Origin of the sequence: Nonomuraea sp. NPDC049269, assembly GCF_043197155.1 — a bacterium.
Classification (GTDB): domain Bacteria; phylum Actinomycetota; class Actinomycetes; order Streptosporangiales; family Streptosporangiaceae; genus Nonomuraea.
This window is the reverse complement of record NZ_JBICSO010000004.1, coordinates 642115-661533: the sequence shown is the minus strand read 5'-3', so window position 1 is coordinate 661533 and position 19419 is coordinate 642115. Positions and strand designations below refer to the sequence as shown.

Sequence of the window (19419 nt, the reverse complement as noted above, 5' to 3'; positions counted from 1 at the left end):
AGGGATATCGGAGGAAAGTACATGAACGGCATCGCAGAGTTCCGCACGACGGTCCTCGACTGCACCGACACGATGGAGCTGGCCCAGTTCTACTCGCGGCTGCTCGGCTGGCCCGTCCTGGATGGGTCCGACGAGGAGTGGGCCGTCATCACCGATGGGGGCCCGCCCGCGCGGCTGGGCTTCCAGCGGGTCGCCGACTACCGGCCGCCGCTCTGGCCCGGTGCGGAGCACCCCCAGCAGGTGCACATCGATGTGACGGTCGACGACATGGACAAGGCCGAGGCCGCGGTGCTGGAGATCGGCGCCACCAAGCACGATTACCAGCCGAGTGAGGGCGACACCTTCCGCGTCTTCCTCGACCCGGCCGGCCACCCGTTCTGCCTCTGCAGGTAGCCAGCGGCGGATTCCGGCTCCTGGCGCGCCGGCGCCAGGAGCCGGTTTCTGCCTCAGCGAGCCGCCTGCGTCAGCAGGTCCACCGCCTTGCGTACGTTGCCGGCCGCCAGTTCGTGGTCGGCCGACGCCTGCAGATCGGGCCGCCTGCCGGTGGCCTGCGCGATGTCCCTGGCCACCGAGACGACGGCGTCGTCCTGGGCGTACGCGTCCGTGGCCGAACGGTCGAGCAGCGCGGCCGCGGTGCCGAGCGCTCCCAGCACGACGCGGGTGTTCCGCACTGAGCCGTCGGCGTTCCAGTTGTTGGCCGGCAGCGCCACCAGCAGCGTCGCCGAAGCCGCCCTGGAGGCCCCGTCGCCGTCGGCGAGCCGGTCGTAGGCCGCCTTGAGCCGGTCGCGGGCCCTGTCGGTGCGCAGGCCCCAGCCGTACGGGTAGAGCGGGTCGTAGCTCGCGTCGCCCACGTTGATCGGCACCTGCTCCGCCGTACGGAACCAGGTGAACGGCAGCCGCCCGGTGTACGGCACGGCCCCGAACAGCGGGTCGGCCACGCCGGCGCCCTCGGTGCCGGGCAGCCACGACGCCACCAGCGCCTTGACCTTCGACAGGTCGCCCATCAGCAGCGGGCGGCCGGAGACGACCAGCACGGCGCACTTCATCGCCGCGCACACCCGGTCGATCGCCGCCCGGTCGGCGGCCGACAGGTCGAGCGTGTGCCCGTTGACGCCCACGTCACCCATGCCCTCGGCGTACGGCTTCTCGCCCACCACCACGACCCCCACGTCGTGCCCGGTCAGCGGCGCGGAGGCGTCGGCCGAGTAGGTGACCGAGGCCGCCCGGCCGCGGATCGCCGACAGGATCGTGGTGCCCTGCGTGGTCGGCCCGGACGAGCCCTGCCAGGTGATCGTCCAGCCGCCGGTCTGGTTGCCGATGTCGTCGGCGTTGGACCCGGCGACGTACACCTTGGCGTCGCGGCGCAGCGGCAGCAGCCGGTCCTCGTTCTTCAGCAGCACCTGGGACTTCGCGGCGGCCGTGCGGGCCACCGCGCGGTGCGCGGCCGAGCCGACGTCGCCGATGCCGGAACGGTCGGCGTACGGATGCTCGAACAGGCCGAGCCGGAACTTCTGCGTCAGGATCCTCGCGACCGCGTCGTCGATCCGCGCCATGGGCACCCGTCCGGCCGCGATCTCGTCCTTGAGCGTGCTCGTGAACAGCGGGTACGCGTACGGCACCATGATCATGTCGAGCCCGGCGTTGATCGAGGTGCGCACGTCGCTCGGGTAGTCGCCGGGGATCTGGTCGATCGCCTGCCAGTCGCTGATCACGAAGCCCTTGAAGCCGAGCCGGCCCTTGAGCACGTCGGTGATCAGCTCCTTGTGCGCGTGCATCTTGAGCGGCCCCTGGCCGAAGTCGACGCTGGAGAACGACGGCATGACGCTGCCCACGCCGCGCCTGACCGCCTCGGCGAAGGGCGCCAGGTGGACGGCCGCGAGCTGTTCCCTGGTGACCTGGGTGACACCCTGGTCGATCTTGTAGTTGCCGCTGGTCGAGGAGCCGTACGTGGTGCCGCCGTCGCCGACGTAGTGCTTGGCCGTGGCCAGCACCCCGTTGTCCTGCAGGCCGTCGATGATCGTGGCCATCCGCGACACCAGCGCCGGGTCCTCGCCGAACGACTCGTACGCGCGTCCCCACCGGTCGTCGCGCGACACGCACAGGCACGGCGCGAAGTCCCACGGGACGCCCGTGGCCTTGACCTCCTTCGCCGTGACCTTGCCCGCCCGCTCGACCAGCTCGGCGTCACGGGTGGCACCGAGGCCGGCGTTGTGCGGGAAGATCGTCGCGCCGAGCACGTTGTTGTGCCCGTGGACCGCGTCGACGCCGTAGATGAGCGGGATCTGCAGCCGCGTCTGCTGGGCGCGCAGCTGGAACCCGTCGATCATGTCGGCCCACGCCTTCGGCGTGTTCGAGGGCGGGGTGGAGCCGCCGCCCGACAGCAGCGAGCCGAGCAGGTAGGTGGCGATGTCGTTCGGTGAGCCGAGCGCGAGGCGTTCGGCCTGCGTCATCTGGCCGACCTTCTCCTCGGTGCTCATCCGGCCGAGCAGGTCGGCGACCCGCTGCTTGACGGGCTTACGGGCGTCGAGGTACGGCAGGCCATGCGCGTTGATCACGATGGCCGGTACCTCGGCCGGGGGCCTGGTGCCGGTGCCGGACAGCACGATCGGGATGGTCTCGGCCATCTCGGCCGTGTTGTCGGCCAGCGTCTTGACCGTGAACGCCTTGGCCGAGCCGGAGGCGGTGCCCGCGGGGAAGGTCAGCGTGCCCTCGACCGGCGTGTAGTCCTGGCCGGGTGTGGCCGTGCCGGTGCCGGTGCGGTAGCCGACGGCCAGGTCGGCGGGGAGCGGGCCGCCGGTGGCGGTGGTGACCGAGACGCGTACCTCGGCCGTGCCCTTCTCGTTCACCGGATAGACCGGCTTGTCCGTGGCCAGTCGTACCGGCCGGGGCGGGGCCGTGCCGTACACCTGCACGTCGTCCCAGAACAGCGTGCCCGAGGCGGCCGGGAGCCGCATCGAGTAGCCCCACATGGCGACCAGGTCGAGCTCGCCGTCGGTGGGGGCGCCGCCCGGCTGGTAGTCGGCGCGGCGGGTGAAGCCGGAGAACGGCACCTGCACCTGCCGCCACCCGGCGGTGTCGTCGGTGAAGGACGACTCGAACAGCTCGGCGCTGCCCGCTCCGCCGCCGCCGTCCTTGACCTCGAAGAACACCTTCTGCCCTGATCCGGTGCCGTTGACCCAGAAGGAGAAGCCCGCGTAGGCGGACCAGTCCTGGGCTGTCGTCAGGTCGTGGGACCAGCCGCCCCACTGGCTCACGTTGTAGACCGCTTTGAGCACCCGGTTGGTCGTGGGGGCGCCGGGCCGGGTGGCGTCGGGCTCGACGGTCAGGGCGGGGGTCGAGGCGCCGTCGTTGCCCCAGGCGGAGACGCCGGCGGGCAGGGTCGTGGCTTCGAAGTCGGTGACGGTCAGCGGTTCGGCGGCGGCCTGGGCCGGGGGAGCGATGACCAGGGCGGCTACCAGGGCCAGCGCCGCCCATAGCGGGGTTCTTAATCGGAACACGGTTCCTCCCAAGAGCAGAGAGAGCGCTCTCTCCTAGAGGGGATCGTGTCACGGGAGCGTTTTATAACAACCCATGCGAACCCAAGTGAAGCCGCCCGGCCACACGTGGGCCGCCCGGCCGCACGTGGGCTGGGCGCCCGCACGTGGGCCGGGCGGCAGCACGCTAGAACAGCGGCGCGTCCTCGGCCGGCTGAGCCGGCGCGTCCGAGTCCGCTGAGTCGGCCGATCCGGCGCCGAGGGCGCCGCCGACGGCGCCGATGGTGTTGGTGAGGCGGACGCCCGATCCGTCGCGGCGCCCGATCTCGTCCGGCAGCGGCACCGGCTTGCCCACCGAGGACACCGCCTTGGCCGGCGCGGGCCCCGCCCAGGCCAGCAGCAGCACGTCTTCGCCCTTGAGGAAGCGCTGAGCCCGGACCCCGCCGGTGGCCCGGCCCTTGGCCGGGTATTCGGCGTAGTCCGACACCTTGCCGCCCCCGACCTGTGTCCCCGGCAGAGCGGTGGACGAGCCCGCCACCGTCACCACCTGGGACGGCCGCGACGGATCGACCACGCCGAACCAGACCACCCGGGCCGCGTCGTCGAGCCGGATGCCCGCCATGCCGCCCGCCGGACGTCCCTGCGGGCGTACCTGCGAGGCGGGGAAGCGCAGCAACTGCGCGTCGGAGGAGATGAAGACCAGGTCGTGCGCCTCGGATTCGAGCTCCACGGCGCCCAGCACACTGTCGCCCTCCTTGAGGGTGATCACCTCGAAGTCGTCGCGGTTGGCCGGGTAGTCGGGCACCACCCGCTTGACCACGCCCTGCACGGTGCCCACGGCCAGGCCAGGGCCGTCGGGGTCGAGTGAGCCGAGCCCGACGACGGTCTCGTCCGGCTCGAGCGCGACGAACTCGGAGACGGGATGGCCACCCGACAGCGACGGCGGGTTGGCGGAGGGCGGCAGCGTCGGCAGATCGACCACCGCGACGCGGATCAACCGGCCCGCCGACGTCACCACGCCGACCTCACCTCTGACGGTGGTGCGGACCACGGAGACCAGCACGTCGTGCGCGGAGCGTTCGTCGCCGCCCGACAGCGGCGAGGCGTCGGAGGTGCGGGCCAGCAGCCCGGTGGAGGAGAGCATCGCCAGGCACGGGTCGTCGGCCACCTGCAGGTCCACCACCGCCGCCGCCGTGCGGGGCGCGCCCGACGCCTCCAGCAGGACGGTCCGGCGCGGCGTGCCGTACTTCTTGGCCACGTCGGCCAGCTCGCCCGAGACCACCTGGCGCAGGCGGGCCTCCGACGACAGGATCCCGGTCAGCTCGGCGATCTCGTCGCTCAGCGTCTGCTTCTCGCGGTCGAGCTCCAGCTTGTCGAAGCGGGTCAGGCGGCGCAGCGGCGTGTCGAGGATGTAGGCGGCCTGGATGTCGCTCAGGTCGAAGACCTCCATCAACCGGGCGCGCGCCTGCGCCGAGTCGTCGGAGGTGCGGATGACCTGGATGACCTCGTCGATGTTGAGCAGCGCGATGATGAGGCCGTCGACCAGGTGCAGGCGCTCCTCGCGCTTGCGGCGGCGGAACTCCGAGCGGCGGCGCACGACCTCGAGCCGGTGGTTCACGTAGACGCTCAGCAGCTCACGCAGGCCCAGCGTGCGCGGCTCGCCGTCGACGAGCGCCACGTTGTTGATGCCGAAGGTCTCCTCCATCGGCGTCAGCCGGTAGAGCTCCTCGAGCACGGCCTCGGGGATGAAGCCGTTCTTGATCTCGATGACCAGGTGCAGGCCCTTGTGCCGGTCGGTGAGGTCCTTGAGGTCGGCGATGCCCTGCAGCTTCTTGCTGGTGACCAGCTCTTTGATCTTGGCGACGACCCGCTCGGGGCCGACGTTGTAGGGCAGCTCGGTGACGACGAGGCCCTTGCGGCGCGGGGTGATCTGGTCGACCCTGCACTTGGCGCGCATGCGGAAGGTGCCGCGGCCGCTCTCATAGGCGTCGCGGATGCCCTGCAGGCCGATGATCGAGCCGCCCGTGGGCAGGTCGGGGCCGGGCACGAAGCGCATGAGCTCGTCGAGCGTCGCGTCGGGCTTCTTGATCAGGTGACGGGCGGCGGCCACGACCTCGGCGAGGTTGTGCGGCGCCATGTTGGTGGCCATGCCGACCGCGATGCCGGTCGTGCCGTTGACCAGCAGGTTGGGGAAGGCCGACGGCATGACCGTGGGCTCGGTCTCCTGCCCGTCGTAGTTGGGCTTGAAGTCGACGGTGTCCTCGTCGAGGGACTCGACCATCAGCATGGCCGCCGGGGCCAGCCTGGCCTCGGTGTAACGCATGGCGGCCGGCGAGTCGTCGGGGGAGCCGAAGTTGCCGTGGCCGTCGACCAGGGGCAGGCGCATCGAGAACGGCTGCGCCAGCCGGACGAGGGCGTCGTAGATCGCGCCGTCGCCGTGCGGGTGGAGCTTGCCCATCACATCGCCGACGACCCGGGAGGACTTGACGTGACCGCGCTCGGGGCGCAGGCCCATCTCGCTCATCGAGTAGAGGATGCGCCGCTGCACGGGCTTGAGACCGTCGCGCGCGTCGGGCAGCGCACGCTGATAGATCACCGAGTAGGCGTACTCGAGATAGCTTGCGCGCATTTCCGAGGAGACGTCGATGTCGACGATCCGCTCCTCGAAGTCCTCGGGTGGGGGTGCAGTCGTACGTCGGGCCATGTCGAACATTGTGCCGAAGAAAGTTGAGTGCCCGCGACGCATCGGCCGCGCCGGTCGGAACGAGTATGCTTGACCAAGCAATTGCTTGGGCGTTACGTTCGGAAATAAGCGGCACACTCGCTTCCGGAGGCGTCATGATCGAATTCCATCCCGTGACCAAGCACATCGGCGCCGAAGTGACAGGTGTAGACCTGCGCAAGCCGCTGGCCCAGGAACAGGTCGAGACCCTGCGGGCCGGTTGGCTCAAGTACCTCGTGCTGTTCTTCCGGGACCAGGAACTCGACGATGAACAGCACCTGCAGTTCGCCCTGAACTTCGGCACGCTCAACCACCCGGCCTTCAAGAAGGACAGCGCCAGCCCGATCCACGTGCTCGACCAGACCGACCCCAAAGGCGAGGGCGGCGACGAGTGGCACAGCGACAACACCTTCGAACCGACGCCCCCGATGGGGTCGCTGCTGCGCTGCGTCCAGTTGCCGAGTGTGGGCGGCGACACGTGCTGGGCCAACACCTACCTGGCCTACGAGACGCTCTCACCGTCGATCCAGCGGCTCTGCGACGAGCTCACGGCGGTGCACGACATCACGATGTCGATGAAGAAGGCCATCTCCAAGGGGCATCCGTTCGACCTGGCGGAGGTCCAGGCGAAGTGGCCGCCGCTCGAACGGCCCGTCGTGCGCGTACACCCCGAGACCGGACGCAAGGCGCTGTTCGTGAACCGCGCGTCGACGACCCGGCTGGTCGGGCTGACCGATCGGGAGAACGAGGCGTTGCTGCCCCTGCTGATCGACCACATCCGGTCGCCGGAGTACCAGCTCCGGCTCCGCTGGCGGCCGGGCACGCTGGCGTTCTGGGACAACCGCCCCACGCAGCACTACGCGGTCGCCGACTACACGGAGCGCCGCCGCATGCACCGCGTCACGATCAACGCCTTTCCGGAGCACCAATAACCCCTGTGGCCACCGGCCGGGCCACTGGCCGCCACCGGCCGAGAACGCGCACGTAACGGCGGCCGGCCCTGTGCGGGTTCAGCGGCCGTTTTCCTGGAGGCCCTCAGCCATGGACGGCGGGTGGCGGTGGGTGCGGCTGTGCCGTAACGGAAAGAAGAGGTTTGTCGGTCCGTGCGGTGCCGGTGCGGTGGGCGCAAAAGTCGGTGGGAGGTGGTAACAAGGACCACATGATTGACGCCCCCGATTCGGCCATGTTGCGTGAAGAGGCTGAGGCTCGGCTGCGAGCGCTCGCCGGTGACCATGCCCGGCTGCGTGATGACCAGTGGGCCGCCATCGAGGCGCTGGTCGTGGATCGGAGCCGGGTGCTCGTCGTCCAGCGCACCGGGTGGGGCAAGTCGGCCGTCTACTTCGTGGCCACCGCCCTGCTGCGCGGGCTCGACGAGGGGCCCACGGTCATCGTCTCGCCACTGCTCGCCCTGATGCGCAACCAGATCGCCGCCGCCGAGCGGGCCGGGATCCGGGCCGTCACCATCAACTCGGCCAATCCCGAGGCGTGGGAGGAGATCTACGCGCAGGTGGCCGAGGGGCAGGTCGACGTGCTGCTGGTCAGCCCCGAGCGGCTCAACAACCCCGACTTCCGCGACAACGTGCTGCCCGAGCTCGCCGAGAGCGCGGGCCTGGTCGTGGTCGACGAGGCACACTGCATCTCCGACTGGGGGCACGACTTCCGGCCCGACTACCGCAGGCTCGCCACGCTCTTCAACGAGCTGCCGCCCGGCATACCGGTGCTCGCCACCACCGCCACCGCCAACGCGCGGGTCACGCGGGACGTGGCCGAGCAGATGGGCGAGGGCACGCTGGTCCTGCGTGGGCCGCTGGAGCGGGAGAGCCTGCACCTGAGCGTCGTACGGTTGCCGACGGCCGAGCAGCGGCTGGCGTGGCTGTCCCAGGCGCTGCGGGAATTGCCCGGGTCCGGGATCATCTACACGCTGACCGTGGCCGCGGCCCACGAGATCTCCGGATATCTGCGCGATCAGGGCTACGAGGTGGCCGCCTACTCCGGGCAGACCGATCCCGCCGAGCGGCTGGCCGCCGAGGAGGCGCTGCTCAACAACAAGATCAAGGCGCTGGTGGCGACGAGCGCGCTCGGGATGGGGTTCGACAAGCCCGATCTCGGGTTCGTCGTCCATGTGGGGGCGCCGCAGTCGCCCGTCGCCTACTACCAGCAGGTCGGCCGGGCGGGGCGCGGGGTCGAACGCGCCGAGGTGATCCTGCTGCCCGGCATCGAAGACCGCGATATCTGGGCATATTTCACCTCCTTGGCGTTCCCGCCCGAGCCGGTGGTGCGGGCCACGCTCCAGGCGCTCGAAGAGCGCGGCGTGCTCTCCACCCCCGCGCTCGAGACGGCCGTCGACCTCAGCCGGGGGCGGCTGGAGATGATGCTCAAGGTCCTCGACGTCGACGGCGCCGTACGCCGGGTCAAAGGCGGCTGGGAGGCGACCGGCCGGCCATGGGACTACGACGCCGAGCGCTACGCCCGCATCGCCGGCGAGCGCAAGGCCGAGCAGGAGGCCATGCTGGGCTACCTGACCACGACCGAGTGCCGCGAACGCTACCTGCGCGGCCACCTCGACGACGAGACGGCGGGCCCCTGCGGCAGGTGCGACAACTGCACCGGCCGGCACCGCTCGCCGGAGATCGCCGAGCAGGCCGTCGCGGGCGCCCGCGAGCGGCTGACCAGGCCCGGCGTCGAGGTGGACGCCCGCAGGCAGTGGCCGACCGGTCTGTCCGACCTGTCCGGCCGGATCAAGCCGGAGCTCGGCGCCGAGCCGGGCCGGGTGCTCGGGCGGCTCACCGACATCGGCTGGGGCAACCGGCTGCGCGAGCTGTTCCACGGCGCCGACGGGCCGATGGCCGACGACATGTTCAAGGCCGTGATCCAGGTGCTGTCCGCGTGGGACTGGCGGGAGCGGCCCGTCGCCGTGGTCAACGTGCCGTCCGCGTCGCGGCCGCTGCTCGTGCGCGGCTTCGCCGAGCGGCTCGCGCAGGTCGGACGGCTGACCTATCTGGGTGAGCTCGGCTACCGCGACGGCTCGCCGGGCAAGCAGTTCAACAGCGCCAAGCGGGTTCAGGCGGTCAGGGCGACGCTGGCCATGCCGAAGGAGGTCGGTGCCGCCATCGCGGCGTGCGGTGGTCCCGTCCTGCTGATCGACGACCGCATCGACACCGGCTGGACGATGACGCTCGCCGCCGCCCTCGTACGCCACGCGGGCGCCCCCGCCGTGCTGCCGCTGGCCCTGGCGACGGTCAGCTGACGCCCATCGTCAGCAGGTCATAGTTGGCATAGACCGGGCTGACGTACACGTTGGTCGTCTTCTTGCCGCGTACGAGCAGGTTGCGCTCCCAGGAGAGCGGCACCAGCACGGCCTCGTCGGCGATCTTCTGTTCGACCTCGCTCCAGCGCTGGGCGCGCGTGGCGGCGTCGAGTTCCTGCCTGGCCGTGTCGATGAGGGTGTCGAGCGCGGGCAGGCGGACGTTCACGTTGATCGAGTGGCCCTTCTCCAGGATCTCCCTGCTGTCGGCCAGCGGGGTGACGAATGACTCCACGTCCGGCCAGTCGGGCACCCACGCCCTGGCGATCAGGCCGACGTTCTCCTTCTTGAGGTATTCGGGGTTGCCGCCGTACTTCGCGTGGAAGTCCGCGAGCGAAAAACCCCGGATCTGGAGCTTGATGCCGGCTTTGGCCAGCGACGCCTGTACGGCCTGCGCGGCGGCGGACTCGCCGAAGGTGTCGCGGTAGATGTAGGTGGTGGAGAACCCGCCGGGTTTGCCGCAGGCGTTGAGCGACTCCTTGGCCGCGTCCACGTCGCCGGACGGTGTGAGGCCCGGCAGGAGCGCGTGCGTGCCGGGGATCAACGGCGGCACGAGCGCGTTCGGTATCTGGCCGCCCTCGTTCAGCCCTCCGACGAAGGCCCGGTTGATCGTCGCCAGGTCCAGGGCGCGGATCACCGCGCGGCGGCAGTCGACCTTGTCGAACGGCGGGACCTGCGGGTTGATCGCCAGGTAGCGGATCTGGGTGCCGACCGGGGCGTCGGCGCGGCTCTTGACCGCCGGGCTGCCGTAGACGTTGGCCGAGTCCAGGTCCGGGATCGGCGAGCCGACCTCCGTGTCGCCGTCCAGCAGTTTGGTGCGCGCGTCGGCCGCGGGCAGCTCGTACTGGAGCTCGTACCGGTCCGGGAGAGCCTTGCGGTTCGGGTCGGTCGCGGGGTCCCAGTTCGGGTTGCGGACCAGGACGATCTTGTTGTCCGTCGCGCTGTCGAACTTGTACGGTCCCGACGAGGTCACCACGTATCGGTACTTCTCACGGGTGTCCTTGGCCCGCGGCACGGGGACGGTCTCGGGCAACTGGACGACGGCGTCGAAGGCACCGTACGGCTTCTTGAGGTGGAACACGATCGTGCGGTCGTCCGGCGTCGCGATGGCCGAGTCCGTGTTCGCGTCGGGCGACTTGTACGGTCCCTGGTAGCCGGCGGGCAGGTCGAGCATGGTGTCGAAATAGGTGGGACCGTTGCTGAAGTCGCTGTCCATGCTCCGCAGCACCGCGTACTTCACGTCCGCCGCGGTGACCGGTGCGCCGTCCTGGAACTTCACGCCGCTACGCAGCCGGTAGGTCCACGTCTTGCCGCCGTCGCTCACCTGCCCCAGAGACTCGGCCAGGTCGGGAACGAGCTCGGTGCCCGCTTTCCCCGGGACCGGCTTGAACATCGTCAGCGACCGGCCGTAGAGGCGGATGGCGTTCATCACGTCGGGATAGTAGGTGTTGCCCGGATCGGTGGAGTCCAGGCTGTACGCCGAGGCCAGGCGGAGCGTGCCGCCGGTCTTGGTGGACGGGTTCGCGACCGCCGCGACCGCGGCGTCGAAGCGGTCGGACCAGGGGGTGGCCGGGTCCGTCGGCCCTGCTTCCGGTCCCGTCAGGTTGAGGGCGCGGGGGATCAGCCACACCCCGAGACCCACCATGAGCGCCGTGGCCACCGCCGCCACCGACACCAGCACACCGCGCCGCTGGCCGCCGGGCGCGGTCACGGGCGTGACGCCGCCGGGATCCGTCCCCGAGGGTCGTAGGTACGGCGAAGGCGCCTGCGGTCCGGACTCCCAGCGGGGCCCGACCGGTGGCGCGGCCTGCGGATAGGCCGCGCCGGGTGACGGGGCCTGCGGGTACTGAGGGTGCGCCGCACCAGGTGCCGGGGTCTGTGGGGACGCCGCGCCGGGTGGTGCGGTCTGCGGGTACGCCGCGACCGGTGGTGGCGGTGGTGGGGCGCTCGTCCGGATGAGCTCGCCCAGCACCTGCTCCGCCGTGGGCCGCCGCCGGGGATCCTTGCCCAGCGCGGTCCAGAGCAGCGCCGCGAGTGGCTCCGGTACCCCCGACAGGTCCGGATCCATGCTCAGGATGCGGTGCATCACCACCGGAAGCGCCCCAAATCCGAACGCGCTGTGCCCCGTGGCCGCGTACACCATCGTCCCCGCCCACGCGAACACGTCGCTGGCCGGAGACGGCTCGCCGTGGAACTGCTCCGGCGCCATGTACGCGGGCGTGCCCACGATGCTGGTCGTCAGGCTCTGGCTCACGTCGAGCGCCCGCGCGATGCCGAAGTCGATCACCCGGGGCCCGTCGGGAGCGAGCAGCACGTTGCTCGGCTTGAAGTCGCGGTGCATCACCCCGGCCCGGTGGATCGCGGCCAGCGCGGTGGCGGTCGCGATGGCCAGCCGTACCAGCGCCTGGTCCCGCAGCGGGCCCTCCCCGGACACCTGGCGCTGGAGCGACGGACCGTCCACGTACTCGCCGACGATGTACGGCTGGTCGTTGACGGCGCCCACGTCGAGCACCCGCGCCGTGCAGAACTCGGCCACCCGCCGGGCGGCCTCAGCCTCGCGGCGGAAGCGTCGTACGGCCTGCTCGTCGTCGGCGAACCTGGCGTGCAGCAGCTTGATCGCCACCCGCTCGCCGGCCGGGGAGGTGCCCAGATAGACGCTGCCCTGGCCACCCTCGCCGAGGAACCCGGTGACCTGGTAGGAGCCAACCGACACAGGGTCGCCTGGCCGTAACGGACGCACGCCCAGCATCCGGCTCCTTATCGTCCTTTTTCGGGACTCCTACGATAAAGGGCGCCGGAAAGATCGCACTAGAGGCGCGGACGCGCTCCCAGGTGCACGATCGCCTGTGCCGCCAGATGGCAGCCGGCGGTCAGCGCCTCGGACGGCGGCTTGCCCTCCAGCCACGGCGGCAGGAACCCGGCGCAGAACGCGTCGCCCGCTCCCGTGCCGTCGATGATCCGGTCGACCGGCTCGGCGTCCACCCGGACCGGCTCGGAGCGGCTGTTGCCGAACCAGAGCGCGCCCTCGTCGTTCATCTTGATCACGACCTGCGGGAACCAGGCGGTGAGCACCTTGGCGGCGGCCTCGGGATCGTCGCGGCCGGTCAGCACCTTCGCCTGGTCGACGTTGGCGAACAGCAGCTTGGCCCCGTTGGTCCACTCGAGGAACGGCTCGGCACCCGTACGCTCCAACGGCGCGGACGACGAGCAGTCGACCGAGATCGACATCCCGGACCGGCGAGCCATGTCGAGCGCGGCCAGCCCCGCGTCGCGGGACCCCTCGTTGATCAGGGTGTAGCCGGACAGATGCAGATGACCCCCGCCGAACAGGTCGCGGGGCAGGTCCTCCGGCGAGAGCGCCGCGTTGGCGCCCGGGTCGGAGAGCATGGTCCGCTCACCCTTGTGCGTGACGAGCACCACGCAGGTGCCGGTCGGCCGCTCAGGGTCCATGACGAGCCGGGCGTCCACGCCGTAGCCCATCAGCTCCATGTCACGGTTTCGACCGGTGATGTCGGCGCCCCGGCGGCCGATGAAGGCCACCTCCGCACCCTCGACGGCGAGCCAGGAGGCGATGTTCGCCCCTGATCCACCGCCGTGCATCGTCACGATCGCCGGAGTGTCGCTCGCCCTGGCGAGTGCATAACGGGCGCGCGCGACCGCGTCGGTCATGAGATCGCCCACCACGACGACCCGCGTCATGATGCCACCACCTTGCTGCCTTCAGAACGAGCCTGGCCAACGGCAAAACTAACAGCTTCCGGGCTACCCGTGGGGCGTACCCCGGACACAGGGGGTCAGTCGATGCACAAGCGTTGCCCAATAGGCCCTGCGGAGCCCGGCAACCGGGATGCGGTCTACGCTCGGGACTGTGGAGGCTCAGTACCCCGCCCACTGGGAGGCCGACGTCGTCCTGGCCGACGGCGGCACCGCTCACGTGCGCCCGATCAAGCCCGCCGACGCCGACCGACTGCGTGCCTTCTACTCCCGGCTCTCCGACGAATCCATCTATTTCCGCTTCTTCGGCCCGAGGCCGCGGCTCTCCGACAAGGAGGTCGCCTGGTTCACCACCGTCGACTACGCAGACCGGGTCGCGCTGATCGCCACCATCGGCACCGAGATGGTGGCTGTGATCCGCTACGACCGAACGGGGCCCGGCGAGGCCGAGACGGCCTTCCTCGTCGAGGACGCCCACCAGGGCAGGGGAGTGGCCTCGGTGCTCCTGGAGCACCTGGCCGCCACGGCCCGCGAACGCGGCATCGAACGCTTCGTGGCCGACGTGCTCCCCGCCAACATGAAGATGATGGGCGTGCTGCGCCAGGCCGGATACACGGCCGAGAGCCGCTTCGCCGACGGCGTCGTCCGCATGACGCTCGACCTCACCCCCACCGACACCTCGGCCGAGGTCACGACCGCCCGCGAACACCGCGCCGAGGCCAGATCCATCGCCCGGCTGCTCGCGCCCGGCTCGGTGGCGGTCATCGGCGCCTCGCGCGAGCCGGGCGGCGTCGGCCACACCGTGCTGCGCAACCTGCTCGCCGCCGACTTCAGCGGCCCCGTCTACCCGGTGCACCGGGAGGTACGGGCGATGGCGGGCGTACGGGCCTATCCGAGTGTGACGGCGATCGACGACCAGGTGGACCTGGCCGTGGTGGCCGTGCCCGCCGCCGGCGTCGTCGAGGTGGTCAAGGAGTGCGCGGAGAAGGGCGTGCACGGGCTGGTCGTGGTCTCCTCCGGGTTCGGCGAGACGGGCACCGAGGGCCGTGAGCGGCAGGACGAGCTGGCGCGCATCGCCCGTGCGTACGGCCTGCGGGTCGTCGGGCCCAACTGCCTCGGCATCGCCAACACCGACCCGGCCGTCAAACTCAACGCCACCCTCGCCGCGACCGTGCCCGGCCGGGGCCGGGTCGGCTTCTTCAGCCAGTCGGGCGCGCTCGGCACCGCCCTGCTCCAGCGGGTGGCGCAGCGGGGGATGGGCATCTCGTCGTTCGTCTCGGCGGGCAACCGGGCCGACGTGTCGGGCAACGATCTGCTCCAGTACTGGGAGGAGGACGCCTCGACCGAGGTGATCCTGCTCTACCTGGAGTCGCTGGGCAATCCCCGCAAGTTCACCCGGCTGGCCAGGCGCCTGGCGCGGAGCAAGCCGATCGTGGTGGTCAAGAGCGGCGGCACGCCCGACAGCCACTCCGCGGAGGCGCTCGGGCTGCCCGACTCGGCGATCAGCTCGCTGTTCTCGCAGGCGGGGCTGATCCGGGTGGACGACCTCATCCAGCTCTTCGACGTGGGCCAGCTCCTGGCCTACCAGCCGCTGCCCGCCGGTCCGCGCGTCGGGCTGGTCACCAACTCCGACGCCCTGGGCCTGCTGGCCGCCGACGCCTGCGTCGCCGCAGGCCTGGAGCCCCTGCCTCCGGTGAACCTGGGCGCCGGCGCCGGAGCCGCCGCCTTCGGCGCGGCGCTCGCGGACCGGCTCGGCTCGTCGTCGGTGGACGCGGTGGTGGTGATCTACATGCCGCCGATCCCCGGCGAGGACGCGGAGGTGGCGGCCGAACTGCTGCGGGTGTCGGAGGGCTCGGCCAAGCCGGTGCTCGCCACCTTCCAGGGGCATCTCGGCATGCACCCCGATCTTCGGGTGGGCGCCGTGCCCTCGCGGGGGTCCATCCCCTCGTACGCGGCGCCGGAGGAGGCGGTCAGGGCACTGGCGTACGTGGCCCGGTACGCGCGGTGGCGAGCTCAGCCGTCGCTGCCACCGCCCGAACTGCCGGACATCGACCCGCCCCGCGCCCGCACCCTGATCAACCGCGTCCTCCATCCGGAGGCCACCGCCGTGGCACCTTCCGCGGAATCCGCGGCGGAATCTCCCGCCGCGGATTCCGCTTCCGCTGCCGCGCGGAGTCTCTTCGCCGAGCCAGGGCCGTCGGTCGAGGCCGAGGCGGCCGACGTGGCCGAGCTGCTCGCCTGCTATGGGCTGAGCGTCTGGCCCGCCGAGGCGGTGCGGTCCCCGGACGAGGCGGTCGCGGCCGCCGAACGGCTGGGCTGGCCGGTGGTGCTCAAGGTGGCCGGTCCTGAGGCCGCCCGCCGGGCCGGCACCGTACGCCTCGGGCTGGCGGGGCCCGACAGCGTGCGGCACGCTTACGCCGAGTTCGCCGGCCAGTTCGGGGAGGACGTGGAGCTGGCGGTCCAGCGGATGGCGCCGCAGCCCGCCGTACCCACCGTGGTGAGCGTCACTGACAACCCGGCGTTCGGGCCCATCGTCTCCTTCGGGCTCGGTGAGGTGACGGCGCGGCTCCTCCTCGACCAGGGCTTCCGGCTGGCGCCCCTCGCGGGCGAGGACGCCGCCGGGCTGGTTCGCTCCGTCCGCGCGGCCCCGCTGCTGTTCGGCGAGTACGGCTACCCGCCCGTGGCGGTCGACGCCCTGGAGGATCTCCTGGTCCGGGTGGGCCGCCTGGCCAACGACCTGCCGGAGGTGGCCCGGCTGGACCTCGACCAGGTGCTGGTGGGCAGGGAGGGCGTCATCATCCTGGGCGCCCGGGCGACGATCCGCACCCCACCCGGCCCCCGCCCGGACGGCGGCCCCCGCAGGCTGTCCTGACCGCTCAGGAGGCGGAGCGGCGGTCGTGCGCTTGCCCACCTCCCCGATCCCTCGCTGCCACGCGGGCACGGGAACGCCGAGGGAGGCGCACAGGGGCTCCCATCCGTCGCGTACGTCGTCGACCAGCAGGCGCCTCGGCGCCCACGGCGGCGACATGGTCCTCGAAGGCCTTGATCAGGTGATCCTCGCTCGCCGTGTCCCCGGAGAAGCAACCTGGCCGAGGTCATCCGCGGTCAGTCGTACTCCTTGAAGAGGTGGGGAAGGACACGTTCCGCACGGCGACTTCGCCGGTGAACACGGTCGCGGTCATGGAGTGGAGTGGAGTTTGCGGCGGTCGGCGTACTCGCGGGCCAGGTCGTACAGCGCCGCCGCCAGCGCGATCGAGACGAACAGCGCCACCACTCCCAGGCCGTGCCGGAACGCGGTCGGCCAGCCCTGCCCCAGCGCGCCGAAGAACACCGACCCCGCGGCGGCGATGCCGATGGCCGAGCCGAGGCGCTGACCCGTTTGAAGGACTCCGGCCGCACTCCCGCCCTGTTCCGGGGGAACCTCCGACAGGCTGATGGCCTGATTGGGAGAGATCACCAAGCCGCTGCCCATCCCGGCTACCAGCAGGGGCAGCGCCGTCGCCGCGCCCACACCGGCGCCGGGAACCAGCATGGTGGCGACCATCGTCGCCCCCAGTCCGGCCAGTACGGCGACCAGGCCGATGGCCACCAGGCGGCGCCCGGCTCGCGAGACCAGGCGCCCGCCTGCCACCGACGCGCCCGCCGAGCCCAGCGCGAAGGGGCTGATCGACATCCCGGCCAGGAGCGCGCTGTAGCCGAGACCGCTCTGCAGGTACAGGGTGAAGATGAAGAAGATGCCGGTGAATCCGGCGAAGTAGAAGAGCGCTATGGCCGTGCCGAGGCTGTACGAGCGCTTGGCGAACAGCCCGAGGTCGACCAGGGGCTCCTTGCGGTACGTCCGTTCCCAGATAACGAAGCCCACCAGGACGAGCAGCGCGGCCGGGAGCAGCAGCCACTTGGTGCTTCCCGGCCACTGGTGCTGCTGGATGAAGGGCAGGAGCAGGGCGGCCACGCCTGTGCCGAGCAGGAGTACGCCGACGGGGTCGAGGCTCTCCTGCCGCCGTGGCAGGCCGGGATGCGGAGCGGGGAGGAATTTGTAGGCCAGGGGAAGGAGCGCGATGCCGATCGGGAGGTTCACCAGGAACACCCAGCGCCAGCCCTGCTCAGGCCCGAAAGCCGAGACCAGCGCGCCCCCTATCAGCGGCCCGAGCGCCGTGGACACGCCGATCGTGGCGCCCAGCGCACCGAACGCCCGCCCTCGTTCGGAGCCGCGGAACATCTGTTGGATCAGCCCCGACACCTGCGGGTTCAGAATGCCCGCCGCCATGCCCTGTACCAGGCGGGACACCAGCAGCACCGACATGCTCGGCGCGAAGCCGCACGCCGCGCTCGCCACCGTGAACAGGGCGACCCCGACCATGAAGATCGCTCGACGGCTGCGCGCGTCACCGAGCCGCCCGGCGGGCACGAGCAACAGCCCGAACGTGAGCGCGTACCCGGACACCGTCCACTGAAGACCGTCCTCGGAGGCCCTCAGGCCCGCCCGGATCGAGGGCAGTGCCACGTTGACGATGCTCACGTCCAGTCCGGCCATGAACGCTGACACGAGACAGACGCCCAGCGCCCGTGTCCGGTCGCTCATGGTGGCCTCCCCTGCCAACCCGGCCTTCCCCAAACGAGCATGATTCCCACTAGAAAGTGAAATATCGGCCCGGCAGCGCTCCGATAGACCCGCCAACCACCCAGAACCCCCGCTCAACCTGCCCTGCATCCGGGTCCCCCGCAACCCGTCCCGCTCGGCCACTCGGGCTTGCTCCGCCACCCGGCGGTCCCTCACAGCCAACGGCTTCCCGCTTCCCGCTTCCCGCTTCCCGCTTCCCGCCTCCTGCGGTCCGCTTCCTGCCTCCCGCCTCCCGCCTCCCGCGGTCCGCCGTCGGCGGTCCGCCGTCCGTGAAGTGGTGGCGAATATGTACGACGGCCTCCGTTGTCACAGGCCGTGGCGGCGATCGCCGAGAACGCGTTCGCACAGCTCCGCTTCCACCTCGGCGGAGAACGGATCGTGTGCGGCCGCCTTCCGTGCCCGGTACGCGGTAACGGCCCGAGCCGTGTCCTGCGCGATCAGGTCGGCGTTGATCGCCGCTCCGGCCTTCAACCCCGCCGTGGCGGCGCCGATGACCTGAGCCATCGGGTCGGCGACGTTGCCCGCCACCCACACCCCGGGCACGGAGGTCGCCCCCGTCGCATCGGCGGCGATGTGGCTGCCGATCACGTGACCACGTACCTCCAACTCGGCCGGCTCCAGGCCCAGCCCGACGAGGACGTCGGCGCGGGCGGTGAAGCGCGGGATGACCACCAGCGCCTGGATGGGGATGACCCGCCCGTCGGCCAGGTTCACGCCGGTGAGCCGGTCGTCGGTCACCTCCAAGCCGGTCACCTGACCGTCGACGACGGAGATGCCACGGGCGGCGAACTGCTCACGTTCCTCGTCGCTGAGTTCGGGCGCGGTGTGCGAGAACAGCGTCACGTCCGCGCTCATCTGCCGCCACATCAAGGCCGCGTGAACCGCCATCGCCCCGGTCGCCAGGATGCCGATCGCCTGATCACGTACTTCCCAGCCATGGCAGTAGGGGCAGTGCAGCACGTCCCGCCCCCATCGCTCGGCCACTCCCGGCACCTCGGGCAGTTCGTCGACCAGGCCCGTGGTCACCAGCAGCCGATCCGCCTCGACCCCGGTCCCGTCGTCGAGGACGACACGGAAGCCCCCGTCTGTAAGACGTTCAGCGGTCATGACGGTCCCGTCCAGGAACTCCCCACCGTACGCGCTCACCTCCGCTCGCCCCGAGGCCAGCAACTCGGCGGGAGAAGTGCCTTCACGCGTCAGGTAGTTGTGAACACCGGCCGCAGGGGCGTTGCGCGGGTGCCCGGCGTCGATCACCAGCACCGATCGCCGTGCCCGCGCCAGAGCCAGCGCCCCGCTCAGCCCAGCGGCTCCACCCCCGAGCACCGCTACGTCATAGCGCTGCTTCAGAGGTACGGAATCGGCGGCCGGAGACTGCAGGTTTTGTGTAGTCATGCCGCGTACTCTCACCCCGCATCCACCAACCTGACAAACTTCCTTGCCGCATTGGCAAATAGTTAGATCCCGGCACCCGGCACCCGGCACCCCGGCTGGGCGGTGGGGTCTTGGCGGCTGGCTAAACCTCATTTCTATGAAATTTCACCATTTGTCACTCCAGGGGTCGGCACAGCGGCACTGATGAGGCGCA

10 protein-coding genes and 1 pseudogene are annotated in these 19419 nt (G+C 71.0%); 4 read left to right on the top strand and 7 right to left on the bottom strand.

All coding sequences use genetic code 11. From position 1 onward, the window contains the following. Positions 1–21: 21 nt before the first annotated feature. Positions 22–393 (top strand): VOC family protein, encoded by a 372-nt coding sequence (locus tag ACGFNP_RS25915; protein WP_358315587.1) that lies wholly within the window; start codon positions 22–24, stop codon positions 391–393. A 53-nt stretch (positions 394–446) separates the two neighbouring features. On the opposite strand, the gene ACGFNP_RS25910 is transcribed toward ACGFNP_RS25915, so the two are convergent. Both ACGFNP_RS25910 and ACGFNP_RS25905 read right to left on the bottom strand, forming a co-directional pair. Further along, the gene (locus ACGFNP_RS25910; RefSeq protein WP_393323028.1) at positions 447–3497 is read right to left on the bottom strand and encodes a glycoside hydrolase family 3 N-terminal domain-containing protein; all 3051 of its coding nucleotides are present in this window, start codon (positions 3495–3497) and stop codon (positions 447–449) included. Between the two features lie 163 nt (positions 3498–3660). Beyond that, positions 3661–6186 (bottom strand): DNA topoisomerase (ATP-hydrolyzing) subunit A, encoded by a 2526-nt coding sequence (locus tag ACGFNP_RS25905; protein WP_393323025.1) that lies wholly within the window; start codon positions 6184–6186, stop codon positions 3661–3663. A 125-nt stretch (positions 6187–6311) separates the two neighbouring features. On the opposite strand from ACGFNP_RS25905, the gene ACGFNP_RS25900 reads away from it, so the two are divergent. Both ACGFNP_RS25900 and ACGFNP_RS25895 read left to right on the top strand, forming a co-directional pair. Further along, positions 6312–7127 (top strand): TauD/TfdA family dioxygenase, encoded by an 816-nt coding sequence (locus ACGFNP_RS25900; protein ID WP_358315578.1) that lies wholly within the window; start codon positions 6312–6314, stop codon positions 7125–7127. Between the two features lie 227 nt (positions 7128–7354). Beyond that, the gene (locus tag ACGFNP_RS25895) at positions 7355–9442 is read left to right on the top strand and encodes a RecQ family ATP-dependent DNA helicase (RefSeq protein WP_393323022.1); all 2088 of its coding nucleotides are present in this window, start codon (positions 7355–7357) and stop codon (positions 9440–9442) included. On the opposite strand, the gene ACGFNP_RS25890 is transcribed toward ACGFNP_RS25895, so the two are convergent. Continuing rightward, positions 9435–12248 carry an ABC transporter substrate-binding protein gene (locus tag ACGFNP_RS25890; RefSeq protein WP_393323019.1) on the bottom strand — a complete coding sequence of 938 codons (2814 nt, stop codon included), beginning with the start codon at positions 12246–12248 and terminating at the stop codon, positions 9435–9437. The genes ACGFNP_RS25895 and ACGFNP_RS25890 overlap by 8 nt on opposite strands. A gap of 59 nt (positions 12249–12307) precedes the next feature. Beyond that, entirely contained in the window at positions 12308–13198 is an 891-nt protein-coding gene (locus ACGFNP_RS25885) for a sugar kinase (protein ID WP_358315570.1), read from the bottom strand. Positions 13199–13346: 148 nt separating this feature from the next. On the opposite strand from ACGFNP_RS25885, the gene ACGFNP_RS25880 reads away from it, so the two are divergent. Then, the gene (locus tag ACGFNP_RS25880; protein ID WP_393323015.1) at positions 13347–16085 is read left to right on the top strand and encodes a GNAT family N-acetyltransferase; all 2739 of its coding nucleotides are present in this window, start codon (positions 13347–13349) and stop codon (positions 16083–16085) included. A gap of 72 nt (positions 16086–16157) precedes the next feature. On the opposite strand, the pseudogene ACGFNP_RS25875 reads toward ACGFNP_RS25880, so the two are convergent. From ACGFNP_RS25875 to ACGFNP_RS25865, 3 genes and pseudogenes are all read right to left on the bottom strand, one after another. Further along, positions 16158–16241 (bottom strand): annotated as a pseudogene (locus ACGFNP_RS25875) (sulfotransferase); the annotation flags it as partial. Positions 16242–16391: 150 nt separating this feature from the next. Beyond that, entirely contained in the window at positions 16392–17795 is a 1404-nt protein-coding gene (locus tag ACGFNP_RS25870) for an MFS transporter (protein WP_393323012.1), read from the bottom strand. Between the two features lie 345 nt (positions 17796–18140). Beyond that, entirely contained in the window at positions 18141–19226 is a 1086-nt protein-coding gene (locus tag ACGFNP_RS25865) for an NAD(P)/FAD-dependent oxidoreductase (RefSeq protein ID WP_393323008.1), read from the bottom strand. Between the last annotated feature and the right edge of the window lie 193 nt (positions 19227–19419).

Bases quoted from the DNA above. Each gene is read 5' to 3' on its own strand.
- ACGFNP_RS25915 (WP_358315587.1), top strand. From the start codon at position 22: ATGAACGGCATCGCAGAGTTCCGCACGACGGTCCTCGACTGCACCGAC.
- ACGFNP_RS25905 (WP_393323025.1), bottom strand. From the start codon at position 6,186: ATGTTCGACATGGCCCGACGTACGACTGCACCCCCACCCGAGGACTTC.
- ACGFNP_RS25900 (WP_358315578.1), top strand. From the start codon at position 6,312: ATGATCGAATTCCATCCCGTGACCAAGCACATCGGCGCCGAAGTGACA.
- ACGFNP_RS25895 (WP_393323022.1), top strand. From the start codon at position 7,355: ATGATTGACGCCCCCGATTCGGCCATGTTGCGTGAAGAGGCTGAGGCT.
- ACGFNP_RS25890 (WP_393323019.1), bottom strand. From the start codon at position 12,248: ATGCTGGGCGTGCGTCCGTTACGGCCAGGCGACCCTGTGTCGGTTGGC.
- ACGFNP_RS25885 (WP_358315570.1), bottom strand. From the start codon at position 13,198: ATGACGCGGGTCGTCGTGGTGGGCGATCTCATGACCGACGCGGTCGCG.
- ACGFNP_RS25880 (WP_393323015.1), top strand. From the start codon at position 13,347: ATGCGGTCTACGCTCGGGACTGTGGAGGCTCAGTACCCCGCCCACTGG.
- ACGFNP_RS25870 (WP_393323012.1), bottom strand. From the start codon at position 17,795: ATGAGCGACCGGACACGGGCGCTGGGCGTCTGTCTCGTGTCAGCGTTC.
- ACGFNP_RS25865 (WP_393323008.1), bottom strand. From the start codon at position 19,226: ATGACTACACAAAACCTGCAGTCTCCGGCCGCCGATTCCGTACCTCTG.